Source organism: Nocardia puris (assembly GCF_036051655.1).
GTDB classification, from domain to species: Bacteria; Actinomycetota; Actinomycetes; order Mycobacteriales; family Mycobacteriaceae; genus Nocardia; species Nocardia puris.
In genome coordinates this window covers 2,475,233-2,500,694 of sequence record NZ_CP107943.1, presented here as the reverse complement: position 1 = coordinate 2,500,694, position 25,462 = coordinate 2,475,233, and the positions used below count along the sequence as shown (strand labels likewise).

The 25,462-nt window shown below is 70.7% G+C and carries 29 protein-coding genes; 10 read left to right on the top strand and 19 right to left on the bottom strand.

Going from position 1 to position 25,462, the window contains the following annotated elements; translation table 11 throughout:
- Window positions 1–92 precede the first annotated feature (92 nt).
- Window positions 93–422: a hypothetical protein gene (locus OHB21_RS11250; RefSeq protein WP_228815321.1), complete on the top strand. Its 330-nt coding sequence runs from the start codon at window positions 93–95 to the stop codon at window positions 420–422.
- A 107-nt stretch (window positions 423–529) separates the two neighbouring features.
- Here OHB21_RS11250 and OHB21_RS11245 read toward each other — a convergent pair whose 3' ends face one another.
- The 11 genes from OHB21_RS11245 to OHB21_RS11195 form a co-directional block, all read right to left on the bottom strand.
- Window positions 530–1,219, bottom strand: a complete 690-nt coding sequence (locus tag OHB21_RS11245) for a response regulator transcription factor (RefSeq protein WP_067506004.1) — start codon at window positions 1,217–1,219, stop codon at window positions 530–532.
- Window positions 1,216–2,451, bottom strand: coding sequence for a sensor histidine kinase (locus OHB21_RS11240; RefSeq protein WP_067506001.1), 1,236 nt, complete (start codon window positions 2,449–2,451; stop codon window positions 1,216–1,218). Before OHB21_RS11240 ends, OHB21_RS11245 begins: the two co-directional genes overlap by 4 nt.
- Window positions 2,452–2,693: 242 nt before the next feature.
- On the bottom strand, window positions 2,694–4,745 hold the full coding sequence (locus tag OHB21_RS11235; RefSeq protein ID WP_195124632.1) for a CocE/NonD family hydrolase: 2,052 nt from the start codon (window positions 4,743–4,745) through the stop codon (window positions 2,694–2,696).
- 329 nt (window positions 4,746–5,074) lie between these two features.
- Window positions 5,075–5,821, bottom strand: coding sequence for a phosphoglyceromutase (locus OHB21_RS11230; protein ID WP_195142095.1), 747 nt, complete (start codon window positions 5,819–5,821; stop codon window positions 5,075–5,077).
- A 51-nt stretch (window positions 5,822–5,872) separates the two neighbouring features.
- On the bottom strand, window positions 5,873–6,766 hold the full coding sequence (locus tag OHB21_RS11225; protein ID WP_067505994.1) for an ROK family protein: 894 nt from the start codon (window positions 6,764–6,766) through the stop codon (window positions 5,873–5,875).
- Window positions 6,767–6,852: 86 nt separating this feature from the next.
- On the bottom strand, window positions 6,853–7,344 hold the full coding sequence (locus OHB21_RS11220; protein WP_067506411.1) for a type III secretion system chaperone family protein: 492 nt from the start codon (window positions 7,342–7,344) through the stop codon (window positions 6,853–6,855).
- A complete protein-coding gene (gene mshA, locus OHB21_RS11215; protein ID WP_067505989.1) occupies window positions 7,341–8,753 on the bottom strand; it encodes a D-inositol-3-phosphate glycosyltransferase in 1,413 nt (470 codons plus the stop codon). Before mshA ends, OHB21_RS11220 begins: the two co-directional genes overlap by 4 nt.
- Window positions 8,754–8,851: 98 nt before the next feature.
- The gene (locus OHB21_RS11210) at window positions 8,852–9,673 is read right to left on the bottom strand and encodes an alpha/beta fold hydrolase (protein ID WP_067505985.1); all 822 of its coding nucleotides are present in this window, start codon (window positions 9,671–9,673) and stop codon (window positions 8,852–8,854) included.
- Between the two features lie 18 nt (window positions 9,674–9,691).
- Window positions 9,692–10,198 (bottom strand): GNAT family N-acetyltransferase, encoded by a 507-nt coding sequence (locus tag OHB21_RS11205; protein WP_195142094.1) that lies wholly within the window; start codon window positions 10,196–10,198, stop codon window positions 9,692–9,694.
- On the bottom strand, window positions 10,195–10,461 hold the full coding sequence (locus OHB21_RS11200; RefSeq protein WP_067505978.1) for a type II toxin-antitoxin system TacA family antitoxin: 267 nt from the start codon (window positions 10,459–10,461) through the stop codon (window positions 10,195–10,197). The genes OHB21_RS11205 and OHB21_RS11200 overlap by 4 nt, the downstream gene beginning before the upstream one ends.
- 276 nt (window positions 10,462–10,737) lie before the next feature.
- Window positions 10,738–11,250: a hypothetical protein gene (locus OHB21_RS11195; RefSeq protein WP_195124630.1), complete on the bottom strand. Its 513-nt coding sequence runs from the start codon at window positions 11,248–11,250 to the stop codon at window positions 10,738–10,740.
- Between the two features lie 144 nt (window positions 11,251–11,394).
- Between OHB21_RS11195 and OHB21_RS11190 the strand changes: the two genes are divergently transcribed.
- The gene (locus tag OHB21_RS11190; protein ID WP_195124629.1) at window positions 11,395–12,129 is read left to right on the top strand and encodes an SDR family NAD(P)-dependent oxidoreductase; all 735 of its coding nucleotides are present in this window, start codon (window positions 11,395–11,397) and stop codon (window positions 12,127–12,129) included.
- A gap of 141 nt (window positions 12,130–12,270) precedes the next feature.
- Window positions 12,271–12,726 (top strand): large conductance mechanosensitive channel protein MscL, encoded by a 456-nt coding sequence (gene mscL / locus OHB21_RS11185; protein ID WP_067505969.1) that lies wholly within the window; start codon window positions 12,271–12,273, stop codon window positions 12,724–12,726.
- Between the two features lie 33 nt (window positions 12,727–12,759).
- Here the strand turns inward: mscL and OHB21_RS11180 are convergent, their stop codons facing one another.
- Both OHB21_RS11180 and OHB21_RS11175 read right to left on the bottom strand, forming a co-directional pair.
- On the bottom strand, window positions 12,760–13,983 hold the full coding sequence (locus OHB21_RS11180; RefSeq protein ID WP_067505966.1) for a L,D-transpeptidase: 1,224 nt from the start codon (window positions 13,981–13,983) through the stop codon (window positions 12,760–12,762).
- 68 nt (window positions 13,984–14,051) lie between these two features.
- The gene (locus OHB21_RS11175) at window positions 14,052–15,140 is read right to left on the bottom strand and encodes a UDP-N-acetylmuramate dehydrogenase (RefSeq protein WP_407675236.1); all 1,089 of its coding nucleotides are present in this window, start codon (window positions 15,138–15,140) and stop codon (window positions 14,052–14,054) included.
- 43 nt (window positions 15,141–15,183) lie between these two features.
- Between OHB21_RS11175 and OHB21_RS11170 the strand changes: the two genes are divergently transcribed.
- Window positions 15,184–15,669 carry a DUF2505 domain-containing protein gene (locus OHB21_RS11170; RefSeq protein WP_067505963.1) on the top strand — a complete coding sequence of 162 codons (486 nt, stop codon included), beginning with the start codon at window positions 15,184–15,186 and terminating at the stop codon, window positions 15,667–15,669.
- 48 nt (window positions 15,670–15,717) lie between these two features.
- Here the strand turns inward: OHB21_RS11170 and OHB21_RS11165 are convergent, their stop codons facing one another.
- Window positions 15,718–16,251: a GNAT family N-acetyltransferase gene (locus OHB21_RS11165; RefSeq protein ID WP_195124627.1), complete on the bottom strand. Its 534-nt coding sequence runs from the start codon at window positions 16,249–16,251 to the stop codon at window positions 15,718–15,720.
- A 154-nt stretch (window positions 16,252–16,405) separates the two neighbouring features.
- Between OHB21_RS11165 and deoC the strand changes: the two genes are divergently transcribed.
- Complete coding sequence (gene deoC / locus OHB21_RS11160) at window positions 16,406–17,074, top strand: deoxyribose-phosphate aldolase (RefSeq protein ID WP_067505956.1); 669 nt, start codon at window positions 16,406–16,408, stop codon at window positions 17,072–17,074.
- A 93-nt stretch (window positions 17,075–17,167) separates the two neighbouring features.
- On the opposite strand, the gene OHB21_RS11155 is transcribed toward deoC, so the two are convergent.
- A complete protein-coding gene (locus OHB21_RS11155) occupies window positions 17,168–17,893 on the bottom strand; it encodes an LmeA family phospholipid-binding protein (protein ID WP_067505952.1) in 726 nt (241 codons plus the stop codon).
- Between the two features lie 99 nt (window positions 17,894–17,992).
- Between OHB21_RS11155 and OHB21_RS11150 the strand changes: the two genes are divergently transcribed.
- The 4 genes from OHB21_RS11150 (at window position 17,993) to OHB21_RS11135 (ending at window position 21,235) form a co-directional block, all read left to right on the top strand.
- Window positions 17,993–18,601 carry a hypothetical protein gene (locus OHB21_RS11150; protein WP_067505949.1) on the top strand — a complete coding sequence of 203 codons (609 nt, stop codon included), beginning with the start codon at window positions 17,993–17,995 and terminating at the stop codon, window positions 18,599–18,601.
- 73 nt (window positions 18,602–18,674) lie between these two features.
- Window positions 18,675–20,150, top strand: coding sequence for a hypothetical protein (locus OHB21_RS11145; protein ID WP_067505946.1), 1,476 nt, complete (start codon window positions 18,675–18,677; stop codon window positions 20,148–20,150).
- Window positions 20,151–20,347: 197 nt separating this feature from the next.
- Window positions 20,348–20,686, top strand: coding sequence for a hypothetical protein (locus tag OHB21_RS11140; RefSeq protein WP_147265841.1), 339 nt, complete (start codon window positions 20,348–20,350; stop codon window positions 20,684–20,686).
- Window positions 20,687–20,701: 15 nt separating this feature from the next.
- The gene (locus OHB21_RS11135; protein ID WP_067505940.1) at window positions 20,702–21,235 is read left to right on the top strand and encodes a hypothetical protein; all 534 of its coding nucleotides are present in this window, start codon (window positions 20,702–20,704) and stop codon (window positions 21,233–21,235) included.
- Between the two features lie 174 nt (window positions 21,236–21,409).
- Here the strand turns inward: OHB21_RS11135 and OHB21_RS11130 are convergent, their stop codons facing one another.
- The 4 genes from OHB21_RS11130 to OHB21_RS11115 form a co-directional block, all read right to left on the bottom strand.
- Window positions 21,410–22,348, bottom strand: a complete 939-nt coding sequence (locus tag OHB21_RS11130; protein ID WP_324192005.1) for an NAD(P)-dependent oxidoreductase — start codon at window positions 22,346–22,348, stop codon at window positions 21,410–21,412.
- 115 nt (window positions 22,349–22,463) lie between these two features.
- Window positions 22,464–23,009, bottom strand: a complete 546-nt coding sequence (locus OHB21_RS11125) for a YaeQ family protein (protein ID WP_067505933.1) — start codon at window positions 23,007–23,009, stop codon at window positions 22,464–22,466.
- Between the two features lie 29 nt (window positions 23,010–23,038).
- Window positions 23,039–23,839, bottom strand: coding sequence for a class I SAM-dependent methyltransferase (locus tag OHB21_RS11120; RefSeq protein WP_195124626.1), 801 nt, complete (start codon window positions 23,837–23,839; stop codon window positions 23,039–23,041).
- Window positions 23,809–24,330 (bottom strand): DUF2505 domain-containing protein, encoded by a 522-nt coding sequence (locus OHB21_RS11115; RefSeq protein ID WP_067505930.1) that lies wholly within the window; start codon window positions 24,328–24,330, stop codon window positions 23,809–23,811. Before OHB21_RS11115 ends, OHB21_RS11120 begins: the two co-directional genes overlap by 31 nt.
- A 151-nt stretch (window positions 24,331–24,481) precedes the next feature.
- Between OHB21_RS11115 and purU the strand changes: the two genes are divergently transcribed.
- The gene (gene purU, locus OHB21_RS11110; RefSeq protein WP_067505927.1) at window positions 24,482–25,372 is read left to right on the top strand and encodes a formyltetrahydrofolate deformylase; all 891 of its coding nucleotides are present in this window, start codon (window positions 24,482–24,484) and stop codon (window positions 25,370–25,372) included.
- Window positions 25,373–25,462 lie beyond the last annotated feature (90 nt).

Genomic DNA, 25,462 nt, shown 5'->3' with positions numbered 1-25,462 from the left:
ACACCGCGCGACCAGCGGTTGTGCGGTATCCGCAGCCTGCGGGACATCCCCTCGTCCTGCGCGCGTCACCGGATTGCGGTTGGATGTCCGGCATGAGGAAAGTGTTCACCCTGGCGACCGCCGTGCTCGGCGCGGGCCTGGCCGTGGCGGGCACCGCCCAGGCCGACCCCGCCGATCCCACGCAGTTCTCCGATGTCACCGCGACGTTCGTGTCGGGCTTGGACCCGGCCGCGCTGAACGCCGCGCGCGACGGCAAGAACGTCATCGTGAGTCCCTACGGCACCACGCGCACCATCGCCTGTCGCGGCAACGGCACCGAGGTCCCACTCTACGACTGCATGCAGGAAGACGACCTCGGCTGGATCACCCTGCAGAAGAACGACCTGCCCGGCATCGGCCCGGCCTGGGTCTACATCCCCTGACCCGACGAACGACGACGGCCCGGTTCCCCTCGGAACCGGGCCGCCGCGCTGTGCGGCCCGCCGCGCCGGAATCCGGTAGCACCGGACCCGAACAGCGGCGATCGGCCTCAGGCCTCCAGCTTGTAGCCGAGCCCGCGCACCGTGACCAGGTGCTCCGGCTTGGCCGGATCGGACTCGATCTTGGAGCGCAACCGCTTGACGTGCACGTCGAGCGTCTTGGTGTCGCCCACGTAGTCCGCGCCCCACACCCGGTCGATGAGCTGGCCGCGGGTGAGCACCCGGCCCGAGTTGCGCAGCAGGTACTCGAGCAGGTCGAACTCCTTGAGCGGCAACGTGACCGGCTTGCCGTTGACCAGCACCGTGTGGCGGTCCACGTCCATGCGCACCGGCCCGGCCTCCAGCACGCCGTTCTCGCTGCCGCCGTCCAGCTCGTCGCCCGCGCCGCGGCGCAGCACCGCGCGGATGCGCGCGATCAGCTCGCGCGCCGAGTACGGCTTGGTGACGTAGTCGTCGGCGCCCAGCTCCAGCCCGACGACCTTGTCGATCTCGCTGTCGCGCGCGGTCACCATGATGACCGGCACGCCGCTGCGGGTGCGCAGCTGCTTACAGACGTCGGTGCCGCTCATACCGGGCAGCATCAGGTCCAGCAGCACGATATCGGCGCCGGAGCGATCGAATTCGGCCAGCGCCGAGGGGCCGTCGCCGACCACGGTGACCTCGAAGCCCTCCTTGCGCAGCAGGAACGCGAGCGGATCGGCCAGCGACTCCTCATCCTCGACGATCAGAACACTCGTCATCTGCGTGCCTCCACACCATTCGGTCTGCCCGGTCCCGCGGGACGCGAGCCGGTTTCCTTCGTGCTCACCGTGGGCCCGTCGACGTCGTCGTCGCCGGCTGCCTCCAGGTGGGCGGGTATTCGCAAGGTGAACGTCGATCCGGTGCCGAGCTTGCTCCACAGGGTGATCTCCCCGTTGTGGTTGGCCGCCACGTGCTTGACGATAGCCAGCCCGAGCCCGGTCCCGCCGGTGGCGCGCGATCGCGCCTTGTCCGAGCGGAAGAATCGTTCGAACACCCGCTCCTGGTCTTCCTTCGCGATGCCGATGCCGCGGTCGGTGACCGCCATGGCGACGTGGTCGCCGCGCAGCGAGCGGCTCACCGACACGTGCGAGCCGGCCGGCGAGTAGGCGATCGCGTTCTCGACCAGGTTGGACAGGGCGGTGACCAGCAGCGTCTCGTCGCCGAGCACCTCGAGCCCGCTGGGCCGGTCGGTGCTCACCGTGATGCCCGCGGCCTCGGCGGCGGTGCGGGAGCGGTCGACGGCCTGCTGCACCACGGTGTCGACGTCGACGACCTCGAGCTCGGGCAGCTTCTCCGCGCCCTGCAGGCGCGACAGCGCGATCAGCTCGGTCACCATCTTGCCGAGGCGGCGCGACTCGTCCAGCACCCGCTGTCCGAAGTGGCGCACGGCCTCGGGATCCTCGGCCGATTCCAGCATCGCCTCGGCGAGCAGGCTCATGGCGCCGACGGGGGTCTTGAGTTCGTGACTGACGTTGGCGACGAAATCGCGGCGGGTGGCCTCCATGCGGGCCTGCTCGGAATCGTCGTCGGCGAACAATACGGTGAAGCCGGTCTCCTCCAAGGACAGCGGCCGGGCGACGCCGCGCACCGCGATCCGGCTGCGGCCGGGCATCGGGTTCTTGGCAGTGAGGTCGAACTCGGCGGATTCGCCGGTGCCGAGCACCTTCTCGACCGCGGCCCAGGCGCGCTCGTCGAGCAACCGGTTGCGCACCAGCCCGAGTTCCTCGGCGCGCGGATTCACCAGCACCACGTCGCGGTACTGGTCGACCACCGCGATCCCGCTCTCGGAGGCGAGCACGATGAGGTCGAGCACCTGCGACATGGTGAGACCGGAATCGGCCTGCTTGCGGGCGGCCTGACGCGCGTTGACGTACGGGATCAGGAGTCCGCCTACCGCGAGTCCGACGACGGCAGCGAGGACTGCCAACAGCACGGCCTGCGGAACACTCACACTTGAATCGTACGGTCGCCGACCGACCGGCCAACGCCGGGTACACGAAGTTTCTCGCAGGTCACGGGGCCTTACAGGCCCGTTAGCCGGGTGTTTACGCGTTGTTCGCCGTCGGCGCGCCGGAGCCGGGCGGGCGGGTGTCACCCGGGTTTTCCGGGCGGTCGCGCGGCGTTCGCGCCGTGTCCGGAAACCGCCGAAGGGCGCCCCGCACCAGCGGTGGCGCCCTTCGCGTCACGCGGGGTTCACCACCCGTGGTCGCCCCGCACCGGGATGTTCACGAAACTCGGCCGGTTCGGGTCGAGTTGCACGTGCTGCGGCTTCAGACCGGTGTCGAGCAGCATGGGCAGCACGGGCAGGCCCTTCGGGAAGTTGCCCGCGAACACGTCGACGCGCAACCGGTGGCCCGGTTTCAGCACCGCCTCGGTGGCCGAGAGAGTGATGTCGAGAGTGGTGGCCTCGCCCGGCACGGTCGGCTGCCGGTGCTCGAGCGAGGTGTAGGGGCGCGGATCGGTGTAGTCGCCGTTGGCCGAGCGGGTGCTGTTGGCCTCGTCGATCGCCCGCAGCGAGGCCATGAGCTGGCCCGAGGTGAGCACCGTCGACTGCCCGTCGGGCGCGACGTCGTTGACGGTCACCGTCCAGTATCCGTCGGCCGCGTCCTGAACGGTGTTGAGCCGCACCGCGATCGGGCCGGAGATGGTGGTCGGCCCGGCCACCGGCGCGCTGGTGAAGGTGAGCCCGTTGAGCTCGGCGACCCGAGAATCCTTGGCGCACCCGTCGATGATGGACAGCACGCCCGCACTGCCCTGCGCCGCGTCGTTGGAGCAGAGCATGGTCAGACCGGGCGCCACCGTGAGCCGCGCGGTGTCGGAGTTCGGTGCGGCCGTGAGCGATCCGTCGTACACGCTGTGCGCGGTGCCGCTGATCGCCGACGACAGATACATGCGCCGGTGGGTGGCCGCCTGGTCGCCGGTGGCCGAATCGCCGAAGCCGGTCTGGGTGATCCAGCCGCCGCCCTGCTGGCGCAGCGTCACCGGGCCGTAGTCGTCGATGCCGTTGTCGATTCCCTTGAGCCACTTGTCGAACCACGCGCGCTGCAACACGTCCAGGCGCGGCGGCAGGCCCGGCTTGCCGTATTCGTTGCCGGAGTTCACGTGATAGGTGTTGCCCATCAGCAACTGTTTCTGACCGGGCGGCAGCGGAACCTTGTTGTAGATCTTGGATTCGGAGTAGGTGAACAGATCGTGCCACCCGCCCACGACGAACGTGGGCACCCGGATCTTCGACGGGTCGCTGAGGTAGTCGCCGCGTTCGGGGCTGTTGTGGCTGAGCAGGCTGCGCAGGCGCGGATCGGCGTCCTCGAAGCGGGTCGAGGTGTAGGCGTTGAGGAACACGTCCATGAAGGTCAGCGGGGAGGCGCCGCGGTCGGCCAGCCACTGCCAGTCGAACTGCCCGGTGACGATGGACTGCACGTCGGGCACCCACTTGAGGGTGTTGATGGCGGTGAGCCACAGCGGGATGAAGTTGAACCCGAAGCCGCCGCCGGGCGCGAGCACGTCGTTCACCAGGTCGCTGCCGGGCACGACCGGGAAGATCGCCTTGAGCGCCGGCGGCTGTTTCGAGGCGGCCTGCACCTGGTTGATGCCCGAGTAGGAGATGCCGTTCATGCCGATGTCGCCGGTCGACCAAGGCTGGGCCGCGGCCCAGTCGATCACCTCGAGCGTGTCCTGCTGTTCGCGGGCGCGCAGCATGTCCCATTCGCCCTGCGAGAAGCCGGTGCCGCGCACGTCGACCACGACCTGCGAGTAGCCCGACCGGATGAGCTGGCGGTCCACGGTGAAGTTGCGCAGCTCACCGCCGCCGAACGCCTTGGTCAGATCGGTGACGCCCGACAGCGGGGTGCCGCTGAAGTCGATCTGGCGGAACAACTCGAGCAGCGCGTCGGACAGCACCGGAATGGACTGCGCGTGATCGGCGAGGTTCGACACCAGCTTGGTGTAGGGCGTCATGTTGACGATGGTGGGCGTGCGCTCGGCCACGGGACGCCCGGTGGCGTCGGCGGGACGGTAGACGTTGCCCTTGAGCACCGTGCCGTCGCTCATCGTGATCGGCACATCCCATTCGATGTGCACGTTCGGGTACTGCTGCGGCGCGTCCTGCGTCGCCGCCCACTGCGCCCCGGCGGCGCCACCGTCGGGGCCGGTGGGCACGGGCGCGGCGGTGGCGCCCGTGGTGAGGAAGGGGGCCAGCATCGCGACGGCGAGCGCCGCCACGGTGACCCGTATCGCGTACTTCATCGGACGTGATCCACCTCTCGGACTATCGGTCGAGCGGAAGTGTACAGAACCTACCTGTCGGTAAGAACTGGCGGTCACTTAATGCGGTCGCACAACCTCGGGCGACCGGTGATCACCAGCGAGAACACCACGCTGTCAACGGCTTACGGCGCACCCCTCCCTCCGTCCACCCAGGGCCGTGCGAGCACCCCGGCAGCTCGCCCTGCACACCGGCCGAATTCACCGGCGCCCCAACGGAATCATCGGGCGCCCGGCGAACACGGCCCGGCGCAACACAACGGCGCCGCGGCCGGAACATCTCCGACCGCGGCGCCGCCACATCGTCTCGGCTACTTCCCGCCCTGGCTCGCGACCGCCGCCGCGCCGGCCGCCGCCGCCTCCGGATCCAGGTACTCGCGCGCGCGCACCGGACGCAGGTTCTCGTCCAGTTCGTAGCGCAGCGGGATGCCGGTGGGGATGTTCAGCTCGGCGATCTCGTCGTCGGAGATCTGGTCCAGGTGCTTGACCAGCGCGCGCAGCGAATTGCCGTGCGCGGCCACCAGCACCGTCTTACCGGCGAGCAGTTCCTGGGAGATGGTCGACTCCCAGTACGGCACCATGCGGTTCACCACGTCCAGCAGGCACTCGGTCTTGGGGATGTCGATGCCCGCGTAGCGCGGATCGCCTTCCTGGCTGTACTCGTTGTCGTCGGCGATGGGCGGCGGCGGGGTGTCGTAGCTGCGCCGCCACAACATGAACTGCTCGTCGCCGTACTTGTCGCGGATCTGGGCCTTGTTCTTGCCCTGCAACTCGCCGTAGTGGCGCTCGTTGAGCCGCCAGTCGCGCACCACGGGGATCCAGTGCCGGTCGGCGGCGTCCAGCGCGATGTTCGCCGTGGAGATGGCGCGGCGCAGCAGCGAGGTGTAGACGATATCGGGCAGGATGCCGTGCTCGGCCAGCAGTTCGCCCGCGCGCTTGCCCTCGGCGATGCCCTTGTCGGTCAGGTGCACGTCCACCCAGCCGGTGAACAGGTTCAGGGCATTCCATTCGCTCTCGCCGTGGCGCAGCAGCACGAGGGTGTACGTCATGCCGGTCATCTTGCCACGATGGATATGTCCGGCATGTTCGGCAGGTGTGAAGTCGGGCGGTCAGGCCGCCGGGGCCAGCGCGGTGAGCAGGCCCGCCCCCACCAGCGTGGCGTGCGCACCCAGTTCGGAGGGCACCACCCGCAGGTCACCGAGGAAATCGATGCGGGCGTGCGCACCGATCGCCTCCCGCATCGGCCGCCACAGCGGCTCCCCCGCCTGCGCGAAACCGCCGCCGACCACCACCAGGTCCACGTCCAGCAGCGCCGCCGCCGACGAGATCACCTGTCCCAGCGCGATTCCCGCACGGCGCAGCGCGGCCTTCGCCACCCGGTCGCCCTCCTGCGCGTCGGCCGCGAGCTGGATTCCGGTCTCGCCCTCCCAGCCGCGCTCGCGCGCCCACCGCACCGATGCGGGCCCGCTGGCCACCGCCTCCACGCAGCCGACGCCGCCGCACGAGCAGGGATCGGTGGACCCGGGCACGATCATGTGCCCGATGTGTCCGGCATTGCCGGTGTGCCCCACCGCGACCATGCCGCCCACGATCACGCCGCCGCCGATCCCCGACGACACCGTCATCGCCAGCGCGTCCGGCGTCTCGCGCGCTGCGCCGAAATGCCGTTCCGCCAGCGCCAGGCACACGCCGTCGACGGCCAGCCGCACCGAGGCGCCCGGGAACAATTCCCGGACGGCGGCGACCAATTCGAATCCGTGATGCCACTCCGGAATGTTCAGCGGCGACACGAGGCCCGCGGGCGCGTCCACCGGCCCGCACGCCCCGATGCCGACGATCTCCACCTGCGATCCGTTGGCGGCCGCCAGCAGCAGCCCGCGCACCGCCTCCCACACCCCGGCCGGTGGCACCGCGATGCGGCCCACCTCATGCGTCACGCCGTCGGCCCCCACCAGTCCGACGGCGACCTTGGTCGCGCCGATGTCCAGTGCGAGAACGGTCATCTGGAAAACCCCCACGTCTTGATCTTGCTGTGCGAGGGCCAACGGTACTGCCTCCCGGCGCGCCGCCGTGCAGGCGGACCCGGTGATCAGTTGTTCTCGGAGGACTCCACCAGATGTTCGAACGCGCGCAGATTCTTCAGCGACTCGCCCCGCGACACGCGCCATTTCCATTCCTTGCGAATGGATTCCGCGAAACCGAGCTCGAGCAGCACATTGAAGTCGCCGTCGACGGCCTCTAGCACCTGGCCGAGCACGCGGTCGAGTTCGTCGGCGGTGACGGCGTGCGTCGACATCCGGCCGACGAGGTAGATGTCGCCAACCCGGTCCAGCGTGTAGGCCACGCCGTAGAGGCGGCGGTTGCGGCGCAGCAGGTATTTGTAGACGCCCTCGAAATTCTCGTCGGGCTTGCGGCACACGAACGACTCCACCCGCACGCCGTGCTTGCCGACGGTGAGCATGACCGTCGTCTTCAGCTTGCGCTCGCCCGGCAGGATCACCACGAAGGTGTCGTCACCGTGACGGGTGTATTCGATCTCCCGCTCGCGCAGGGTCGCCTCGATCAGCTCGGCCGTACTCATCGACGCACTCCCGTCCGGCGCCGCCACAGCGCCCGCGATCTGGCCTGCCCCACCTCACCGAGGAGGGCGGTACCGGCCAGGGTAGTGCGGGGCTGCGGACCGTCGAACACGACAGGACGGCCGCCGCCGAGAGTGGTTCGCGCGGCGCGGAATTCGCTCAGCGCCGCGGCGTAGCTGTCCAGCAGGCCGTCGGCGGTGTGCTCCCAGGAGAAGTCGGCGGCGTGCGTGACGGCCCGCTCCCCCATCTCCCGCAGCCGGGCGGGCGCGTCGAGCAGCGAGCCGAGCGCGGCGGCCCAGTCGCCGGTGCGGTGGCCGGGTACCAGCAGGCCGGTGACGCCGTCGCGCACGGCCGTGCCCAGGCCGCCCACGTCGGCCGCGAGCACCGGGGTGCCGCTGGCCTGCGCCTCCAAGGCGACCAGGCCGAAGGACTCATTGTGGCTGGGCACCGCGATCAGATCGGCCGCCCGGTACACGTGCACCAGCCGGTCCGGCGGCTGCGGCGGCAGGAACGTGACCCGCTCGGCGATGCCGAGTTCGGCGGCCAGCTCGATCAGCGCGTCGGGACGGTCCAGCCCGGTGCCCGACGGGCCGCCCACGATCAGCACGCGCAGCGAGCGGTCCGGGTCGGCGCGCAGCACCTCGGCGGCGGCGCGCACCAGCACGTCGGGGGCCTTCAGCGGCTGGATGCGGCCCACGAACGCGACGATCCGCTCGTCGGCGGGCAGGCCCAGTTCGGCGCGCGAGGCGGCCCGGTCGCCGGGACGGTAGCGGGTCAGATCCGCGCCGGGCGGCACCACGTCGATGCGCTCGCGCGGCGCGCCGTACAGCTCGACCAGCTGGCGGGCTTCCTCGTCGGTGTTGGCGACCATGCGGTCGGCCTCGGCGATGACCTGCTTCTCCCCGATCTCGCGGGTCGCGGGCTCGGGCGAATCGCCCTCGGCCAGCGCGGCGTTCTTCACCGCGGCCAGGGTGTGGGCGGTGTGCACCAGCGGCACCCGCCAGCGGTCCCGCGTCAGCCAGCCGACCTGGCCCGACAGCCAGTAGTGGGAGTGCACGAGGTCGTAGTGGCCGGGCAGGTGCCTGGCCTCCTGGCGCAGCACCTCGGCGGTGAACGGGCACAGCTGGGTGGGCAGATCGTGCTTGTCCAGGCCCTCGAACGGGCCCGCCACCACGTTGCGCACCAGCACTCCGGGCGCGGCTTCCTGCACCGGCGGCACGTTCGAGGAGGTGGCGCGGGTGAAGATCTCCACCTCGATACCGCGCCGGGCCAGCTGCAGCGCGGTCTGGAGCACGTAGACGTTCATCCCGCCCGCGTCGCCGGTGCCCGGCTGCGCGAGTGGGGAGGTGTGCACCGACAACACCGCGATTCGATCGGGCCGTAGGTCCGCACGCTGACTCACACTCTCCATAGTGCACGCACGCGCACACCCCGAAAGCACGGGTCCGGTGTGATTGAGAGTCACGCCACAGCCCGGCTGACCTGCGGTTCGAATGTATGTGCGGACGGCTACAGCGAGTCGGCGAACCCTTCGACCGCCGCCACGAAGCGCGCGCGGTCCTCCAGGAACAGGCCGTGCTGGGCGCCCGGCCAGAACTCCGCGCGCACGTCAGGAGCGGATTCGGCGATGTGGCGGCCGTTCTCCGCGAGCACCACCGGATCGTCCTCGCCGTGCAGGACCAGCACCGGGATGTCGAGGGCGCGCAGCGTGGCCGTGTTGTCGATGGTGCGGTAGAACAGCGCCTTGCGTACGGCGGGCGGAGTGGCCAGGCTCGCACCGAACAGTCGCTGCGCGTCCACGCCCTTGCCCGGTCCCGCGCCGACGTTGGCGTTGCCGAATTCGCCGAACGCGCGCGTCGCGCGGCCCGCGCTCTCCTCGAAGACGCCCGGGATCGCCGCCCGCATCGCCGGCCCCGTGGTGGCGCCGGGCACCCCGCGTCCGATGTTGACCATCGCGCCCGTGAAGACGAGTCCCGCCAGCGCCGAGGTGCCGTGCACCGTGACGTAGTCGGCCAGCACGATCCCGCCGTAGGACCACCCGAGCAGGATCGCGCCCTCGGTGATCCCCTCGGCCGCGAGCACCGCCGCGATATCGCCCGCCCAGTTCTTCGGATCGTCGTACCCGGCCTCCGGCTTGCCCGAATACCCGTGCCCCCGCAGGTCCACGGCCACCACCCGGAACCGCCGCGCCAGATCCTCGGCCGCCCCACCCCAGCACCGCAGATCCGCCGCCCACCCGTGCACCAGCACCAACGGCCGCGCCCCCACCGGCCCCGTCACCCGGTACACGATCGCCGTGCCGTCAACGCTGATTGCTTCCCGGATAGCCATGCCCGCCAGGGTAAGGCGTCAACCCACGCCGAACGCGGCCAGCGCTGTCGCCACTTTCATGACCAGGCGGTTCTCTGTGTTCTTGACCTGGATGAATCCGAACTTCGAGTAGAAGCGGGCCGCTTCGGCATCGATCGCGTCGACCACGATGAGGCGGCCGCCGGTCGCCTGAGCGGCGCCCATGATCCGCGAGACGGCGTCGACGAGCAGTTGCCCGCCGAGCCCTCGACCGTGCAGGCTCCGGTCGAGGGCGAACTTCGCCAGCAGGAACGCCGGTACGGTCTTCAGCCCGGACGAGAGGCTCTGCGAGAGCCCATCCACCTCCCGCTCCACCGACGTGGGCGCGATCGCGTAGTAGGCGCGCACAGTCGGGTCGCTCTCGGTGACCCACACGTAGGTGCGGCTGGTCCAGCGCTGCTCGGCCGGCAACGCCATGCGCCGCAGCCAGGTGTCGAGATCCGGCTTGCCGCAATCGAAGGCGTCGAGCTTGTGATCGACGGTGATCCCCGTCGAGATCCACGTCATCGCCGTGTGAAGGCGCGGGGCGCGGCCGCGGCCTTCCTCAACTCGGGCGCCTCGTCGGGCACGTCGAGGGCGGACATCATCGCGTCGAACTGGGCGGCGGGCATCAGCGTGCGGCTGGACAACGCGAGAATGCGGTCGGCGCGATCGAACGCGGCCTTGCGAATGAACTCGCTGACCCGCTCATCGACGGCATCGGCCGCCGCCGCGATCTGTTCCTGTAGATCCTTGTCGAGCCGCAGCTCGACCCGCTCCGTCTTCGTCATGGCGCTGCCTCGCTCCGTGCTGAATCGACCCGTCGACGGCGCGTCTCACACCTCGACGGCGCGTCCGGTAATCGCGCACCCACGATTGTACGGTCGATGTACGGAACTTGCGACCGAGTTGGCGCCTTCCGCACCCGCGCGCAGCTACCGCGTCCGAGCGCGAACACCCGTGAGCCGCTCCGCTGGGCTCGCACCGTCGGCCGCACGACGACGTGAGGGCCGTCAGCGCTGGTCTACTCCCGGATAGCCGTACCCGATCAGGGATGCGGGTGGATGTCAGCGCTGCCGGGGTGCGCCCTTGCGAGTCACCGCCAACAGGATCCCGGCGAGGGCGGCTTTCCACGAGGCCGGGATGGGGAGGCCGAGGAGGAGCAGGGGTAGGCCGATGATGCCGAGGCAGAGGAATCCGAGGAGGTTGGCGAACTCCTGCGCGGCCCCGGCCTTGTCGTGGTACCAGTGCGGGCGCGCGCCGAACTCCAGCAGGGGCGGGCTCGCGGTGACGATGTCGCCGGTGCGCAGCCCGTAGAGGTGGATCACGCGACCGTCGTCGATCACCCGCGCCTGCGCCGGCTTGCTGTCCCGGCCCATGGGGAACGACCCCACGCCGCTCTCGGTGACCTCCACGCGCACGTCTTCGCCGTATCCGGCGTAATAGGCGAGCACGTTGATCGGGCCGGCGAGCATGACCAACGCCCCGACGGTCAACGCCAGCCCGAGAACGAGCGCCACCACCCGCCACAGAACCTGTTTGACCGGCGAGATCTCCGGCCGCGCCTGTTCAGCGCTCACAACCCCCTCCTTCACGCCCCCACCGAGGCCGTTGGACCGCCCGCGCGGCGCAGGCACGAACCCCACCCCCGAACGGAGCGGTATTCCGTTCATCACGATCATGAAATCACGACCCCGGCGCGGGCGGGTTCTAAGCTCGGCCGCATGATCACTCGCCATGCCGTCGTGACAGGAGCCAGTTCGGGAATCGGGGAGGCGACCGCCCGGACGCTGGCCGCGCAGGGATTCCACGTGTACGTGGGGGCGCGGCGGGTGGACCGGCTGGAGAAGCTGGCCGAGGAGATCGGCGGCACCGCGCTCGCGCTCGACGTCACCGACGAGGAGTCGGTGCGCGCGTTCACCGAGGCGATCCCGGCCGTCGACGTGCTGGTCAATAACGCGGGCGGGGCGAAGGGCCTGGCCACGGTGGCCGAGGCCGACCTCGACGACTGGCGCTGGATGTGGGAGACGAACGTGCTGGGCACGCTGCGCGTCACCAAGGCGCTGCTGCCCAAGCTCATCGACTCCGGCGACGGCCTGATCGTCACCATCACCTCGGTCGCCGCGTTCCACGCCTACGACAACGGCTCGGGCTACACCACGGCCAAGCACGCCCAGGCCGTCCTGCACCGCACGCTGCGCGGCGAGCTGCTCGGAAAGCCGGTGCGGCTCACCGAGATCGCGCCCGGCGCGGTGGAGACGGAGTTCTCGCTGGTGCGTTTCGACGGCGATGCCGAGCGGGCCGCGAAGGTGTACGAGGGCATCGATCCGCTGGTCGCCGCCGACATCGCCGAGATCGTCGGGTTCGTCGCGTCCCGCCCGCCGCACGTGAATCTCGACACGATCATCGTCAAGCCGCGCGACCAGGCCGATCCGGGCCGCTTCGCCCGAAGCTCCTGACCTGGGGTTTCACCGCGCGCCACCGCGCCCTCCGCCCGGGTCCCGAGGTTTGCCGGGAATTCGCTCCGGTTGCGAGCGCCCCGCTAGCATCGGATCGTTTCGCGAGAACTCGGCTATACCCGGATCGGAGTGGTTCGACCCATGCTCAAAGGCTTCAAAGACTTCCTGATGCGCGGCAATGTGATCGACCTCGCCGTCGCGGTGGTGATCGGCACGGCGTTCACGGCCGTGGTGACTGCGGTGACCAAGGGCGTGATCGACCCGTTGCTCGCCGTTTTCGGATCCTCCGCCGAACTGGGTCTGGGCGTGCAGCTGGTCGGTGACAAGCCGTCCACCTTCATCGCCATCGGCCCGATCATCACCGCCTGCATCAACTTCCTGATGATCGCCGCGGTGCTCTACTTCGTGCTGATCCTGCCGATGAAGACGCTGAAGAACCGCTTCGGCACCACCAAGGCCGCCGAGCCCACCGAGACCGAGCTGCTCATCGAGATCCGCGACCTGCTGGCCAAGCAGAACGCCGACGCCCGCGCGGACCGCACCGCCGAGGTGCTCGCGGATCTGGACCCGACCGTGGGGTCGTCCACCGAGCGGTGAGACTCGGCGCCGCCGCGCCGGCGGGCGTACCGGTTACCGCGGCGGCGCCGGCGCGAGCGGCGTCGCCGACACCACCGGCGACGGCGCGCCGTCCACCGCCGACATCGACTGCCACGTCTCCCAGTCGATGGTCCAGTCGTAGAGATCCCCGTCGGCGGCCGACAGGTCGATGGAGGTGCCCGTCACCTCGACCGGATCGCCGTACAGTGCGGTCCCGAAGTAGGCCTGCGCGTCGGCGGGCGAGAGGTTGATACACCCGTTGGTGACGTTCGCCGACCCCTGCGCCGCAAGGGATTCCGGGTTGGCGTGGATGAATTCGCCGTTATTGGAGATGCGCACGGCCCAGCGCTCGCGAACGTTGGTGTAGTACGGGGGATTCGACATCAGGAAGTCCTCGTACTTCTCGGTCACCACGTGGATGCCCGAACGGGTGACGTTGCGCGCCTCGTTGCCCTCGCCGTAGCTGACGGCGAAATCGAAGACGGTCTGCCCGTCGCGCACCACCCGCATCCGGTGGCTCGGCGCGTCGGCCAGCACGATCTGGCTGCGGCCGATGGTGAAATCCGAGGTGAGGTCGGCGTCGCCGTAGCTGCCCTCGCCCATGTCCACGCCGTAGAGATTCGCCGCGACGTGCACCGTGGTGCCGGGCGTCCAGTACTGCTTCGGGCGCCAGTGCAACCGGGCGCCGCCGTTGTCGTCGGGGAACCAGGCCCAGGCGCCCTCGGTGGCGGGCTGGGTGGTGACCGTCAGCGCCTTCTCCACCGCCGCCTTGTCGCGCACCGGGCCCTGGAACTGGAGGATGATCGGCGCGGCGATGCCGACCTCCTGTCCGTCGCCGATGTTGAGCGTGGCGGGGACGGTGCGCTCGGGGGCCACCGTGGTGAACCGGCCGTCGATCGGCACCGGCTTGCCGTCGCTGCCGACGGCCGTGCCGGTCCAGGTGTAGGCGGCGCCGTAGCCGAGCGGTTCGGTGGCGCGGAAGGTGTGCCGGTCGGGGCTGAGTTCACCCGCCACCTGTTTGCCGCTGGCGTCGTTGGACAGCGCGATCTGGTCGATCGTGCCGTCGCTCACGCTCACCGAGACCGGTGCGGTCGGACTCACGGCGGCGTCGCCGGCGCCCGGGGTCATGGTCACCCGCGCGACCGGACCCGCCTCGCGCCCCGGCTGCCCCTCGCCGCTGTCGGCGGAACATCCGGCCACGAGCGCCACGACGAACAGCACGGCCGAGACGGCCGCGATCACTGGACGCTTGCTCACCGGATCGAATCTACGCCCGACAAACGCCCAGCTCACCCGCCCCGCGGCGGTTCGCCCGATTCGCCCGGTTACAGCGTGACGCCCACCGTCACCGGTTCCGGTTCCAGCCGCACGCCGAACCGTTCGGCCACCCCGTCGCGCACCGTACGCGCCAGCGCCACCAGGTCGGCCGCGCTCGCCCCGCCCCGGTTCGTCAGCGCCAGAGTGTGTTTCGTGGAGAGCCGGGCGGCCGCGCCGGGACCGGGGAAGCCCTTCGCGAAACCCGCCCGCTCGATGAGCCAGCCCGCGGAGAACTTCACCCCGCCCTCGGCCGGATACGTCGGGATCGTGACATCACCCACATGCGCCGCGATGGCCGCGCGCACGGCGTCGGCGCGCTCGTGCGGCACCACCGGGTTGGTGAAGAACGAGCCCGCGCTCCAGGTGTCGTGGTCGTCCGCGTCGAGCACCATGCCCTTGCCCGCGCGCAGCCGCAGCACCGCCTCGCGCACCGCGGCGGCGGGCTTCGACTCGCCGTCGGCGGCGTCCAGGGCCCTGGCCAGCTCGCCGTAGCGCAGCGGTGCGCTCATCCCGTCGGGGTTGAGCGCGAAGTCCACGGCGAGCACCACGGCGTCGTCGCGGTGCTTGAGCACGCTCGTGCGGTAGCCGAAGCCGAGTTCGGCCGGTGCCACCCAGCGCGTCTCGCCGGTGGGACGATCCAGCAGCCGCACCCGGCGCAGCAGATCGGCCACCTCCACGCCGTAGGCGCCGACATTCTGCACCGGCGTCGCGCCTGCGGAACCCGGGATGCCGGAAAGGCATTCGAGTCCGCCGAGCCCGGCGGCGACCGTCGCTTCGACCACCGAATCCCAGTTCGCACCGGCCTCGGCGACCACGCCGTCCGCGCCGATCTCCACACCGCCGGTGGCGATGCGCACCACCACGCCATCGAAGCCGTCGTCGGCGATGAGCAGGTTCGAACCGCCCGCGAGCAGCAGGACCGGGATGCCCGCCGCGTCCAGCGCGCGCACCGTCGCGATGAGCGCGTCGGTGGTGGCGCAGTCGGCGAGCACCGCGGGGCCGCCGACGCGCAACGTGGTCAGCTCGGCAAGGGCGACGCCGTCGCGCACCGTCGCGCCGGTCTCGGCCAGCACGTCACGCACCCGATCGGTCGCCACCACACGTGTAGTTCGCACGCTCCAGACGGTAGCGTGTCGAACCATGGCTACACCGCTGGCGTTCACGGCCCGCTATCCCCACCCCGTCGCCGCGGTCCGCGCGGCCATCTCCACCGAGCAGTACTGGAAGGACCGCATCGCCGAGGTCGGCGGTCCGAACGCTCGGCTGGAGTCGGTCACCGTCGACGGTGACAAGGCACGCATCGACATGGTGCAGGCCATCGCCGCCGAACTGCTCCCGCCGGCCATCACCGCCGTGCGCCCCGGCGACCTGATCATCCCGCGCGTGGAGACCTGGTCCGGCAACGACGCCACCTTCGACGTCCGCGTCGAGGGCGCCCCCGCCACCATCAGCGGCACCGTCACCCTCACCGGCGACGCCACCTCCGCCGTGGCCACCGTCACCGGCACCATCGAGGTGAAGGTCCCCCTCTTCGGCAGCAAGATCGAATCCGCCATCTCCGAACGGTTGACCGAACTCCTCCAGTCGGAAGAGGAGTTCACCAACACCTGGCTCGCCCAGAACTGAACGGCTGGTGCCGGTGTCCCGCCGACGCGGCGCGCACCGGCACCGCTCTCACAGCTCGTAAAACGGTCTCGCGTAGCGGAACTCGCCGCTGATCTCGACTTCGAATGCGGACAGCGTGCGCACTTGGAAGTGCGACGTCCAGTCCGCCACGTCGGGGACGATGCCCACGCGCACGCCCGGCACGAAGCCGAATCCCGGGTACCACTCCAGACTTCCGAGCAATCCGATCAATGGTTCGTCGAGGGCGTCGGCCGCGCCGAGGGCGGCGTGCATGAGGGCCGAGCCCGCCCCGGTGGACTGGTGGGTGGGCAGGACGCCGATGGGGCCCAGCGCCAGCACCGGGAACGGACCCACGGAGGCGCGGGTGAGGCAGAGGTGGCCGATGACGGTGTCGACCTCGGTGGCGACGAAGGAGAGGGTGGGAATCCAGCTCTCGCTCTGGCGGAGCCGGTCGACCAGCGCCACCTCGGGCGGGTCGCCGTCGAGGGGCCTGCCCTCGCGCTCGGACAGCTCGCCGAAGGCGCGGCGGTGGACCTGCGCGACGGCTGCGGCGTCGGCAGCCCGTTCACGACGGATCAGCACGGTGTCTCCTCCTGAGCGAGGGGCTCTTCCTCGCGCGGGCGAGGAGTAGGTACCAACGTCGCGGTCGCCCGCTTCCACCGACGCCTACGAGTGTGCGGTACGCCGCGCGGCCCGCGCAATCGGATTGCCTTCCCCGTGTGCCAGACTCCGGTCCATGGCAGATTCCGCGGCGCTGACCCGGGCCGACGTGGCCGGGATGATCGATCACACCCTGCTCGCCCCGGAGGCGACCGACGCCGACGTGACGGCGCTGATCGCCGAAGCGCGCGAGCTGGGCGTGCTGGCGATCTGCGTGTCGCCGTCGATGCTGCCGGTGCGCGCGCCGGGCCTGGTGGTGGCCACGGTCGCGGGATTCCCCTCCGGCAAACACCATTCGCTGGTGAAGGGCGCCGAGGCCCGCCTCGCCGTCGACCAGGGCGCCGCCGAGGTGGACATGGTGATCGACGTGGGCGCCGCGCTCGCGGGCGCCTACGACGCGGTGCTGTCCGACATCGTCACCGTGCGCGAGGCCATCGGCGACCGCGCGGTGCTCAAGGTGATCATCGAATCGGCCGCCCTGCCCGACGAGGCGATCGTGGGCGCCTGCCGCGCCGCCGAACGCGCGGGCGCAGATTTCGTGAAGACCTCCACCGGTTTCCATCCGGCGGGCGGCGCGAGCGCGCACGCGGTGCGGCTGATGGCCGAGACGGTCGGCGGCAGGCTCGGCGTGAAGGCCAGCGGCGGCATCCGCACCGCCGAAGCCGCCGCCGAACTCATCGCCGCGGGCGCCACCCGGCTGGGCCTGTCGAAATCCCGTGCCGTGCTCGAGGGTTTCCCGGCCTGACGCCGATCCCCTCGCACGCGGGCCCGGCGACCATCCGGGCAGCCGAACCCTCACTCCCGCACGCCCTTTCGGCCCCTACCGGAGAACGCCCGCTCAGCAACTCGTTTCGGACCCCGACGACGGCGGCATCTCCGCGCGCCCACCCTCCAGGTGCACGGCGATGCCGTCGTCGGTGACGGTGATCCTGGTGGCCTTCAGCCCCAGCGGATAGCTCTGCAAGCTGTCGGAGAACAGCTCGACGATGCCGGCCACCAGATCGGTCGGCAGCCCGATGCCGAGCAGTTCGGCGGAGTGCGTCCGCACGTCCACCGCGCCCGCGCTCACCTGCGGCTGCACCTGCAACTGCGCGAAGCCGCCGAGCACGTCCAGGGTGATCATGTCGTTGTTCTGCGAGGACGTGACACCGCTGACCAGCCCGCCGAGGGTGTCCCTGATGCCCTCGTTGGACCAGGTCACCTCGGCCGAGGAACTGCCGACCACGCCGCCGCCGCGGCCGTTGTCGATCACCTCGACGTCGTTGAAGGTCGCGTGCACGTCCATGCCGACGGCGGGGCCGAACTGATTGTCGAGACTGTCGACCCTGACCGAGGACACCTTGCCGTCGAGCCAGGTGATGAGCATCGGCTTGGCGCCGAAGCTCACGTCGATCTGAGAACCCATCTCGCGTTCGAACTGCGTACTGATGCACCGGGACACGACGTGGCGGGCGTACGCCTCGCCGCCGACCAGGACGGTGACCAGCAGCGTGGCGACCACCGCGAGGGCGATCACCAGCGTGCGCCTGCTGACTTTCGGCGCGGTGGACGGCTTCGTGCTCATGGGGCCGATTCTTCCGGACGTTTCTGAGTGACCTCTGTGGGCTCGGTGAGGGTCCCGATTGTGACATGTGACACAGAGTTCGGGCGTAGCCTGGTCGGTATGGCTGGCGAAGCGGCGGGCCGCGCACCCGAGACCGTGGACAAAGGGTGGCGCGTGCTGCGCAGGCTCGCCGGGCGGCACGCGGGGTATTTCACCACCCGCCAGGTGCTGCGCACCGGCTGCGAGGCCAGGGTGCGCGCGGCCCTCGGCGACGGAACGGTGACCAGGGCGGGCGTCGGGATGCTGCGGCTCACCGAATGGCCCGACGGCCCGCTGGACGAGTACGCGATGTGGGCGGCCTGGTTCGACGGCGCGGCGGCCGTGTCCCATCAGAGCGCCGCCGAACTGCACGGGCTCGGCAGGCTGCGTCCCCGGTTCCTGCACCTGTCCGTGGGCGCGGGGCGCCCGCCGGTCACACCGCGCCTTGTGGTGCTGCGCCGCAGGCTGGTGCGCGACGACGTGGAGTCGGCGGGATCGTTCCTGGTCACCACGCCGGTGCGCACGGTGCTCGACCTCGCCGAGGCCGATATCGGGCAGAGCGCCCTGGACGAGGTGGTCACCGACGCCGTCTTCCTGCACCGATGCGAGGGGGCCGAGATCCGTTCCGCGGGTGCGGGTCTGCCGCCGCGAGCCGCCGCGCGGGTCCGCCGGGCGCTGTCGGCGCTGTGAATGATCCGGTTGCGCTATCAATTCCACCGCGGTGCGGTGTTGCGGGGCGCCTGAACATGGCAGGGTTTCGAGCATGGGGACGGTAGGTGCGGGTAGGTGGGATCTCGTGTTTCCGTCCGGGGAGCCCGAACGCGTGGCCGATATGCTCGGCGCCGCCGTGATCGCCGACGCGGTGCGCCGCTACGACGCGGACATGGCGCAGTGGGTGGAGACCTGCGGGAACTGGTCGCGGCAGTATCGTGCGGTGTTCCGCGCGATGACGGCGCTGGCCGCGAGTTCGCCCGCGGCATCGGCGGGTATCGCGAGTGAGGGGTTGCGCGCGGCGCGTCATCTGTTGCGGTTCGTGTCGGGATACTCGGTGCGGCCGTTGAGCGAGGTGTCGCTGACCGAGACCGACGCCCAGGAGCTCGACTCCGGCACGGTCGAAGGACGGGCGAAAAGTCCGGGCCGCCTGGAGGTTCCGTATCACGGCGAGACGCTGACCGAGGACACGCTGTTACGCGCGCTCACCGAGTGGCGGCGGGGCGGCCTGGTCGAACCGGGATTCGCGGCCGCCGTCGAACGCGTGATCGACCATCCGGAGTGGTTGTCGCTGAGCGGTTTCCGCGTCGTGATCGCGGGCGCGAGCGAACTCGCGCCGGTGCGGCCATTGTTGCGCTGGGGCGCCGACGTGCTCGCGATCGCACGCCCGGCCCCGGCGCGGTGGCGTGAACTCACGGAGTGGGCCGCCGAAAGCGCTGGGACACTGCGCCATCCCGTCACCGACGGGCCGGGCGCGGATCTCGTGACGCGTCTGCCCGCGCTCGCGCGATGGTTGCGCGGGCAGTTCACCGACGACGCGCGGCCGGTCTTCGGCGGATACGTCACGCGCCGAGGGCCCGGGGCGGTCCGGCTGGCGGCGGCGCTGGACGCGCTCGCCACCGATCTGCTCGGCGCCCGGTCCGACGCGGCGCTGATCGGACTCGGCGCACCCACCGACAGCTACGCCGTCCCGGAAACCGTTGTCGCCCAGGCGCACACGAAACTGCACGGGCGGGGTGCGCGGGGCGTGGCCCAGGATGTGCTGCGGATACTCACCGGATCCGCGCTCTACCAGCCGAACTACGGCACCCACTGCACCGACTCCGAGGGGGCCACGTGGTCGATCGCCGACGCGCTCACCTCGTTGCAGGGACCGAACTACGCGCTCGCCCAGCGCATCCTGCGTTGGCGCGCGACCCTCGCGCGGCACGACGGGCACACTGTCTCCTACCCGGTCGCCCCGCTCACCTGGACCAGGGCCGCACGGGGCAACAGCGGACTGTCCGCGGTCTACCGGGTCGCCCCTCGATTCGGCCTGGAGGTGTTCGAGCCCGAGACCGCGGGCACCCTGCTGGCCGCGAAGGTGGTCGCCGATCTGCACGCTCCCCCGCCCGACGAGGCCAACCCGGAGTCGCTGTTCACCACCGGGGCCGCGCACGGCGGACTCTGGCATCTCCCGTTCGAGCCGCGCTCGGTATTTCCCGTCGCGCTGCTCACCGGCCGCGTCCGCGCGCTGACCGGGCACTGAAACGGCAATCAGGTAGTTATCCAACGGTCAACCACCCCGAGTCGGGGATCGCCGAATTCAAGTGACACACCGGACAGTGAAGATCACTTTTCGATGTAGATCGACTCATGCCGCCATGGACACCGGTATCGTCCATTTCTCCAGATAGATCGCTTTTCGGCAGGTGGGTTCAAGAGCAAGTCTGGAGGTCGGGTCCTATGGCAACGCAGCATTCGAAACCGGAAATGCGCGGCCTCGGCCGCATCGCCCCGTGGTCGCAGCACTGGCTCTCCCCGACATCTCTGATAACCACCGGATTGCTCCTGCTCATACCCGTGCTCATCGCGATGGGCCCGCTGGTGGCGGCGCTGCTCATCCAGCTCCACCAGGACGACGCCGGACCGCGCACCGTCGCGCTCGTGGCGGTCCTGATCTGCTCGGTGGCGCTGCTGGTGGGCGCGGCGTTCTTCTTCTCCGAGGCGTGGCGCACCAGTCACGTGTCGCGCGCCGACCACACCGCCCCGCACCGGCCGCCCGACCGTCGCACCGGTTCCTGAGCCACGGAGGCCGCCATGAGCCTGACCCTCGACCCGGTGGCGGTGTCCGCCGAAATGCCGTGCCACCACGTGCGATTGCTGGGCGTGGTCGAGCGGCCGCGGTCCTGGCGGTGCGCGGTGACGACGCTGTTCGACTCCGGGCTGCGCCGCTGGTCCGGGCGCACCGATCTGGCCGTGTTCCCGCCGCTGCGGCGGTGGAGCCGTGTCCTGCGGCAGCCGACGCCGCCCGGTCACCCCGATCTCGCGGGCGCGCTCACCGCCGCCGCGAGCGGACGGCCCCTCCCCGAGGACCCGCTGATCCGCTTCGCCACCGCGATCATGCTGCTGTCCGGATGCCCCGCCACCGCCACCGATTTCACCCCCGCGCCCACCGTGCCCGACGCGCCGCGCACCCTCGACATCTCCCTGTTCGCCCTCGCCGACGACGACCTCACCATGGCCGAGGACCTCACCACCGTCGCCCTCGCCGCCGCGGGCGCCCTCACCCTCCGCCTCGACCGCACCCTCCACCTCCCGGCCCTCCCCCTCACCTACCCCCGCGCCGCCTGACCCGTCGCGGGTGAGATCGCCCGCCGAGGCTCGGTGTGTCGCGCGCCGGTACGCGCAGTCCTGCCCTCTCCTCCTCCGGCTCGGCTTCTATTCGCGGTCCGCGCATCCGGATCACGCAGCCCTGCCGGGGATTCGCCGAAGCCGTAGCGGTGCTGGACTGTTCGGTGGGGACACCTACGACGCGGACGCCGAAGAGCCGTTCGCGGCTCGGGCCGCGTTCGGGTGCTCGCCGCGCAGGATCTGGTAGGTCGAGACCGGTTCGCCCGCCCGGTCACCGGCGGCGAGGGCGCGGTCCCAGTAGGAGGCGACGGCGGCGGCGAGGGTGGCGTCCACACCGGCGGCGGTGGCGGTGTCGAGGGCGTGGTGGGCGCCCGCAGCCATCATGCGCAGGTGGGCGGTGTCGCGCCACCCGCCCTCGGCGGCCATGGCGGCCAGCGCGAGGTAGGAGTCCGGCATCCCCGCCATGGCGCGCCGGGCGTGCGGCGCGAAACGCTCGATCGACTCACCCGAGCCCGCGATCATCGCCAGCGCCTGTTCGAAGGCGAGCAGTCCGGGCAGGAACATGGACAGGACGGCCTGGTAGTAGAGCTGCGCGGTGCCCTCGTTCGCACCGAGGTATTCGGGGCGGCCGAGCGGGCGGAGCAGATCCACGCATGCGTCGAAGGCGGCGCGGGAACCGCTGTAGAAGACGGTGGCCTCCGCGCCGCCCACGCCCGCCGGATCGGCCATCACGCCGCCCGCGAGAAACCTGCCGCCTCGCTCCCTGATCCAGGCGCCCGCCGCGCGGGTGACCTCCGGGGAGTCGGAGGACAGGTTGACGATCGTCTTGCCTGCCAACCGGTCGGCGACCGGCTCGAGCACGTCGTACATCGCGGCGTAGTGGGTGAGGCTCACGACGATCACCGCGCTCGCATCCACCGCTTCGGCCCGGCTCTCGGCGGGGATCGCACCGAATTCCCGCATGGCGTAAGCCTTCTCCACGCTGCGGTTCCAGGCGCGCACCCGCGTGCCCGCCCGGCGCAACGTGCGTGTCATCGCCTGGCCCATCGGGCCCAGACCCATCACCGTCACCGAACTCATCTGCGTTTCCCTTCCACGACGCGACCTTCGCACCGATGGTGGGCGCGCGGGCCGGGCCGGCGGAAGTACGCACCGGTGGCGGGACCTACTTACCTCGACACCCGCGACGACGTAGCGGCCGCGCCCGCGCCCCGGGGTATGGCACGGATCACTGATCGATCCGGTGTTCGGTGACCGATCCCGACAGGGACGCGCCGTTGATCTCCAGGAACAGCTGACGCTCGGTGACCGACAACGTGACGGTGTTGCGCCGGTCCACCGCGGCCACCGCCGCATCGATGAACGCGCGGTCGAAGCTGTGGAGCGGGATGTCCTCGGCGCGGTGGATGCGCTTGCCCGCGTAGAGCGCCAGCACTTTCGCGGGGTCGCGGTGCGTGTAGATCGCGACCCGTCCCGCCAGCTTGCTGCCCCGGTGCACGCGGTCGGCGTCGGGCGCGCCCACTTCGATCCACGCCGTCAGCCGGCCGGTCCGGTCCCGCACCAGCACGGCGGGCTCGTCGGTGGACGACACCCCACCGTCGCTGAAGGCGATTCCCTCCTCGTATTCGAGGCAGTACGCGAGCAGCCGCGTCACCATGAACTCCGCGGTCTCCGACGGATGCCTGGCCACCCGCAACTCCAACTCCTCGTACACCCCCCGATCCACGTCGGCCAGTTGTACCGAGAAGTTGTGCATTGTCGCGTTGAGAGCCATAGCAGAGGCAGCTTAGGGCAACGGCGGGGTCAGGGGTTCGGGGCGACCTGGGGCCAGGGGACGGAGAGGACGTTGTCGCGCATGCGGCGGCGGTAGCGACGCAGCGGGATCCCTTGGGCGTGCAGGGCTTCGACGGTGGCGCGCCAGCGGACGCGCGGGCCGAAGGGTGCCAGCGGGGCGGTGTGGGACCAGGCGCGGTCGGCGGCCGCGAGCAGGGCGTGGACGGGTTCGCCGGGGACGTTGCGGTGGATGAGCGCCTTCGGGAGGCGTTCGGCGATGTCGGAGGGGCGCTCGACGGTGAACGGATCCCACGCCAGCGTCAGCGACAGCGGGCCGGTGCGGTCCAGGAGCACCCACGCGCAGCGGCGGCCCAGTTCGTCGCAGGTGCCGTCGACGAGCAGGCCGTCCGGCGCCAAGTTCGACAGGATCGTCGACCACGCGTCGGGCACAGCGGATTCCGGATACTGGCGCAGCACGTTGAAGGCGCGCACGAGCACCGGGCGCAGCCCGGCCAGTTCGAAACCGCCGCGCGCGAACGTCACACCGTCGCGGCCGGGAACCACGCGCGCCGGGTCGATCTCGAGACCCACCACCCGCACGTCGGCGCGCACCGCGCGCAGCCGGGACGCCAGTTCGAACGTGGTCCACGGGCTCGCGCCGTACCCGAGATCCACCACCAGCGGATCGGGCGCCGCGCGCAACCGCTCCGATACCAGCGCGTCGTGCACCAACCACCGATCGCTGCGCCGCAGCCGGTTCACCCCGGTGGTGCCGCGGGTGACGGTGCCGACGGGTTTGCTCAGCTGGTCGGGTTTCGCTCTTCCAGCCACCGCACCGTTTCCTCGGCCTCGGCGCGGAACAGGTCGACCAGGTTCACCAGCATCAGCTGTTCCAGGCGCGGGCCGACCATCGGGATGAAGACCTTCGCCTCCGACGAGAACCGCACGGTCGACCCGGTCTCGGTGGGGAACAGTTTGATGGTGCCGCCCAGGCTGCCCGGCCCCGCCGGGATGGACGCCGAGAACTTGCCCTCGGCCTGCTGCCCGTCGAACGGACCCCAGCTCTCCTTGCGGGTGATGATCATGTCCTTGCGCATCACGGTCTGCGCGATCTCCGGCAGCATCTCGCGCGGCAGGGTGTGGTGCAGCACCACGTCGATCCCGGAGTCGGTGACCTCGTGGCTGACCACTTCGTTCTCCGGCGTGTACTTCCGCATCTCCTCGATGCGCGCCTCCCAGTACGCACGCGTCGTCAGCGCCTCGTACACCTCCTTGGAGGTGTGCAACGGGTAGCGAGCGGAGTAATCCAGTCGACGTGCCATTCGAGACAGGGTAATGGGTTGGTGCGCGCGGACGGTCGGCCGGGATGTGCGGGAGGCGGGGCGATGGCGGCATCCGAGGGGCGCGGCGAACTCACCGCATCCGCGCGGGGCCGCGCCGGGTCCGCGCGCGGCTGCCTGCGAGGATGGGCCCATGAGTTCCGCACCGTCCGCACCGGACGACCGCCGTTTCGTGCTCGGTCTCGGCTGCCTCGACCGGCCGGGCATCATCGCCCGCATCACGTCGTTCATCGCCGACTTCGGCGGCTCCATCGTGGAGGCCGGTTACCACTCGGACAACGACACCGGCTGGTTCTTCACCCGCCAGGCGATCAAGGCCTCGACCGTGCCGTTCGGCCTGGCCGAACTGCGCGAGCGGTTCACCGAGGTGGCGCGCGAACTCGGGCCGGAGACCGAATGGCAGCTGCTCGATTCCGGCGAGCGCCGCCGCGCGGTGCTGCTGGTGAGCAAGGACGGGCACTGCCTGCACGACCTGCTCGGGCGCGCCGCGGCGGGCGAGCTGCCCGCCACCATCGAAGCCGTCATCGGCAACCACCCCGACCTGGCCGCGATGACCGAGGCGCACGGCGTGAAGTTCCACCACGTGCCGTTCCCGAAGGACCCGGCCGAGCGCGGCCCGGCGTTCGAGGAGGTCCGCGCCCTGGTCGACGCGCACGACCCGCACGCGGTGGTGCTGGCCCGCTTCATGCAGGTGCTGCCGCCGGAACTGTGCGAGCACTGGGCGGGCCGGGCGATCAATATCCACCACAGCTTCCTGCCCTCGTTCGTGGGCGCGCGCCCCTACCACCAGGCGTTCGCGCGCGGTGTGAAACTCATCGGCGCGACCTGCCACTACGTGACGGCGGAACTCGACGCGGGCCCGATCATCGAGCAGGACGTGATCCGCATCGATCACGCCGACGAGGTGCGCGACATGGTGCGCCAGGGCCGCGATATCGAGCGGGTGGTGCTGGCCAGGGGCCTGCGCTGGCATCTGGAGGGCCGGGTCCTGGTGCACGGACGCCGCACCGTCGTCTTCAGCTGAGGTAGTCGGACCGGCGAACGCCCCGGCGACCGTCGGCACCCGCCGGTTCGGCCCAGGTCGCGCACCGGCCGGTTCGCATCGGCGCAGTGC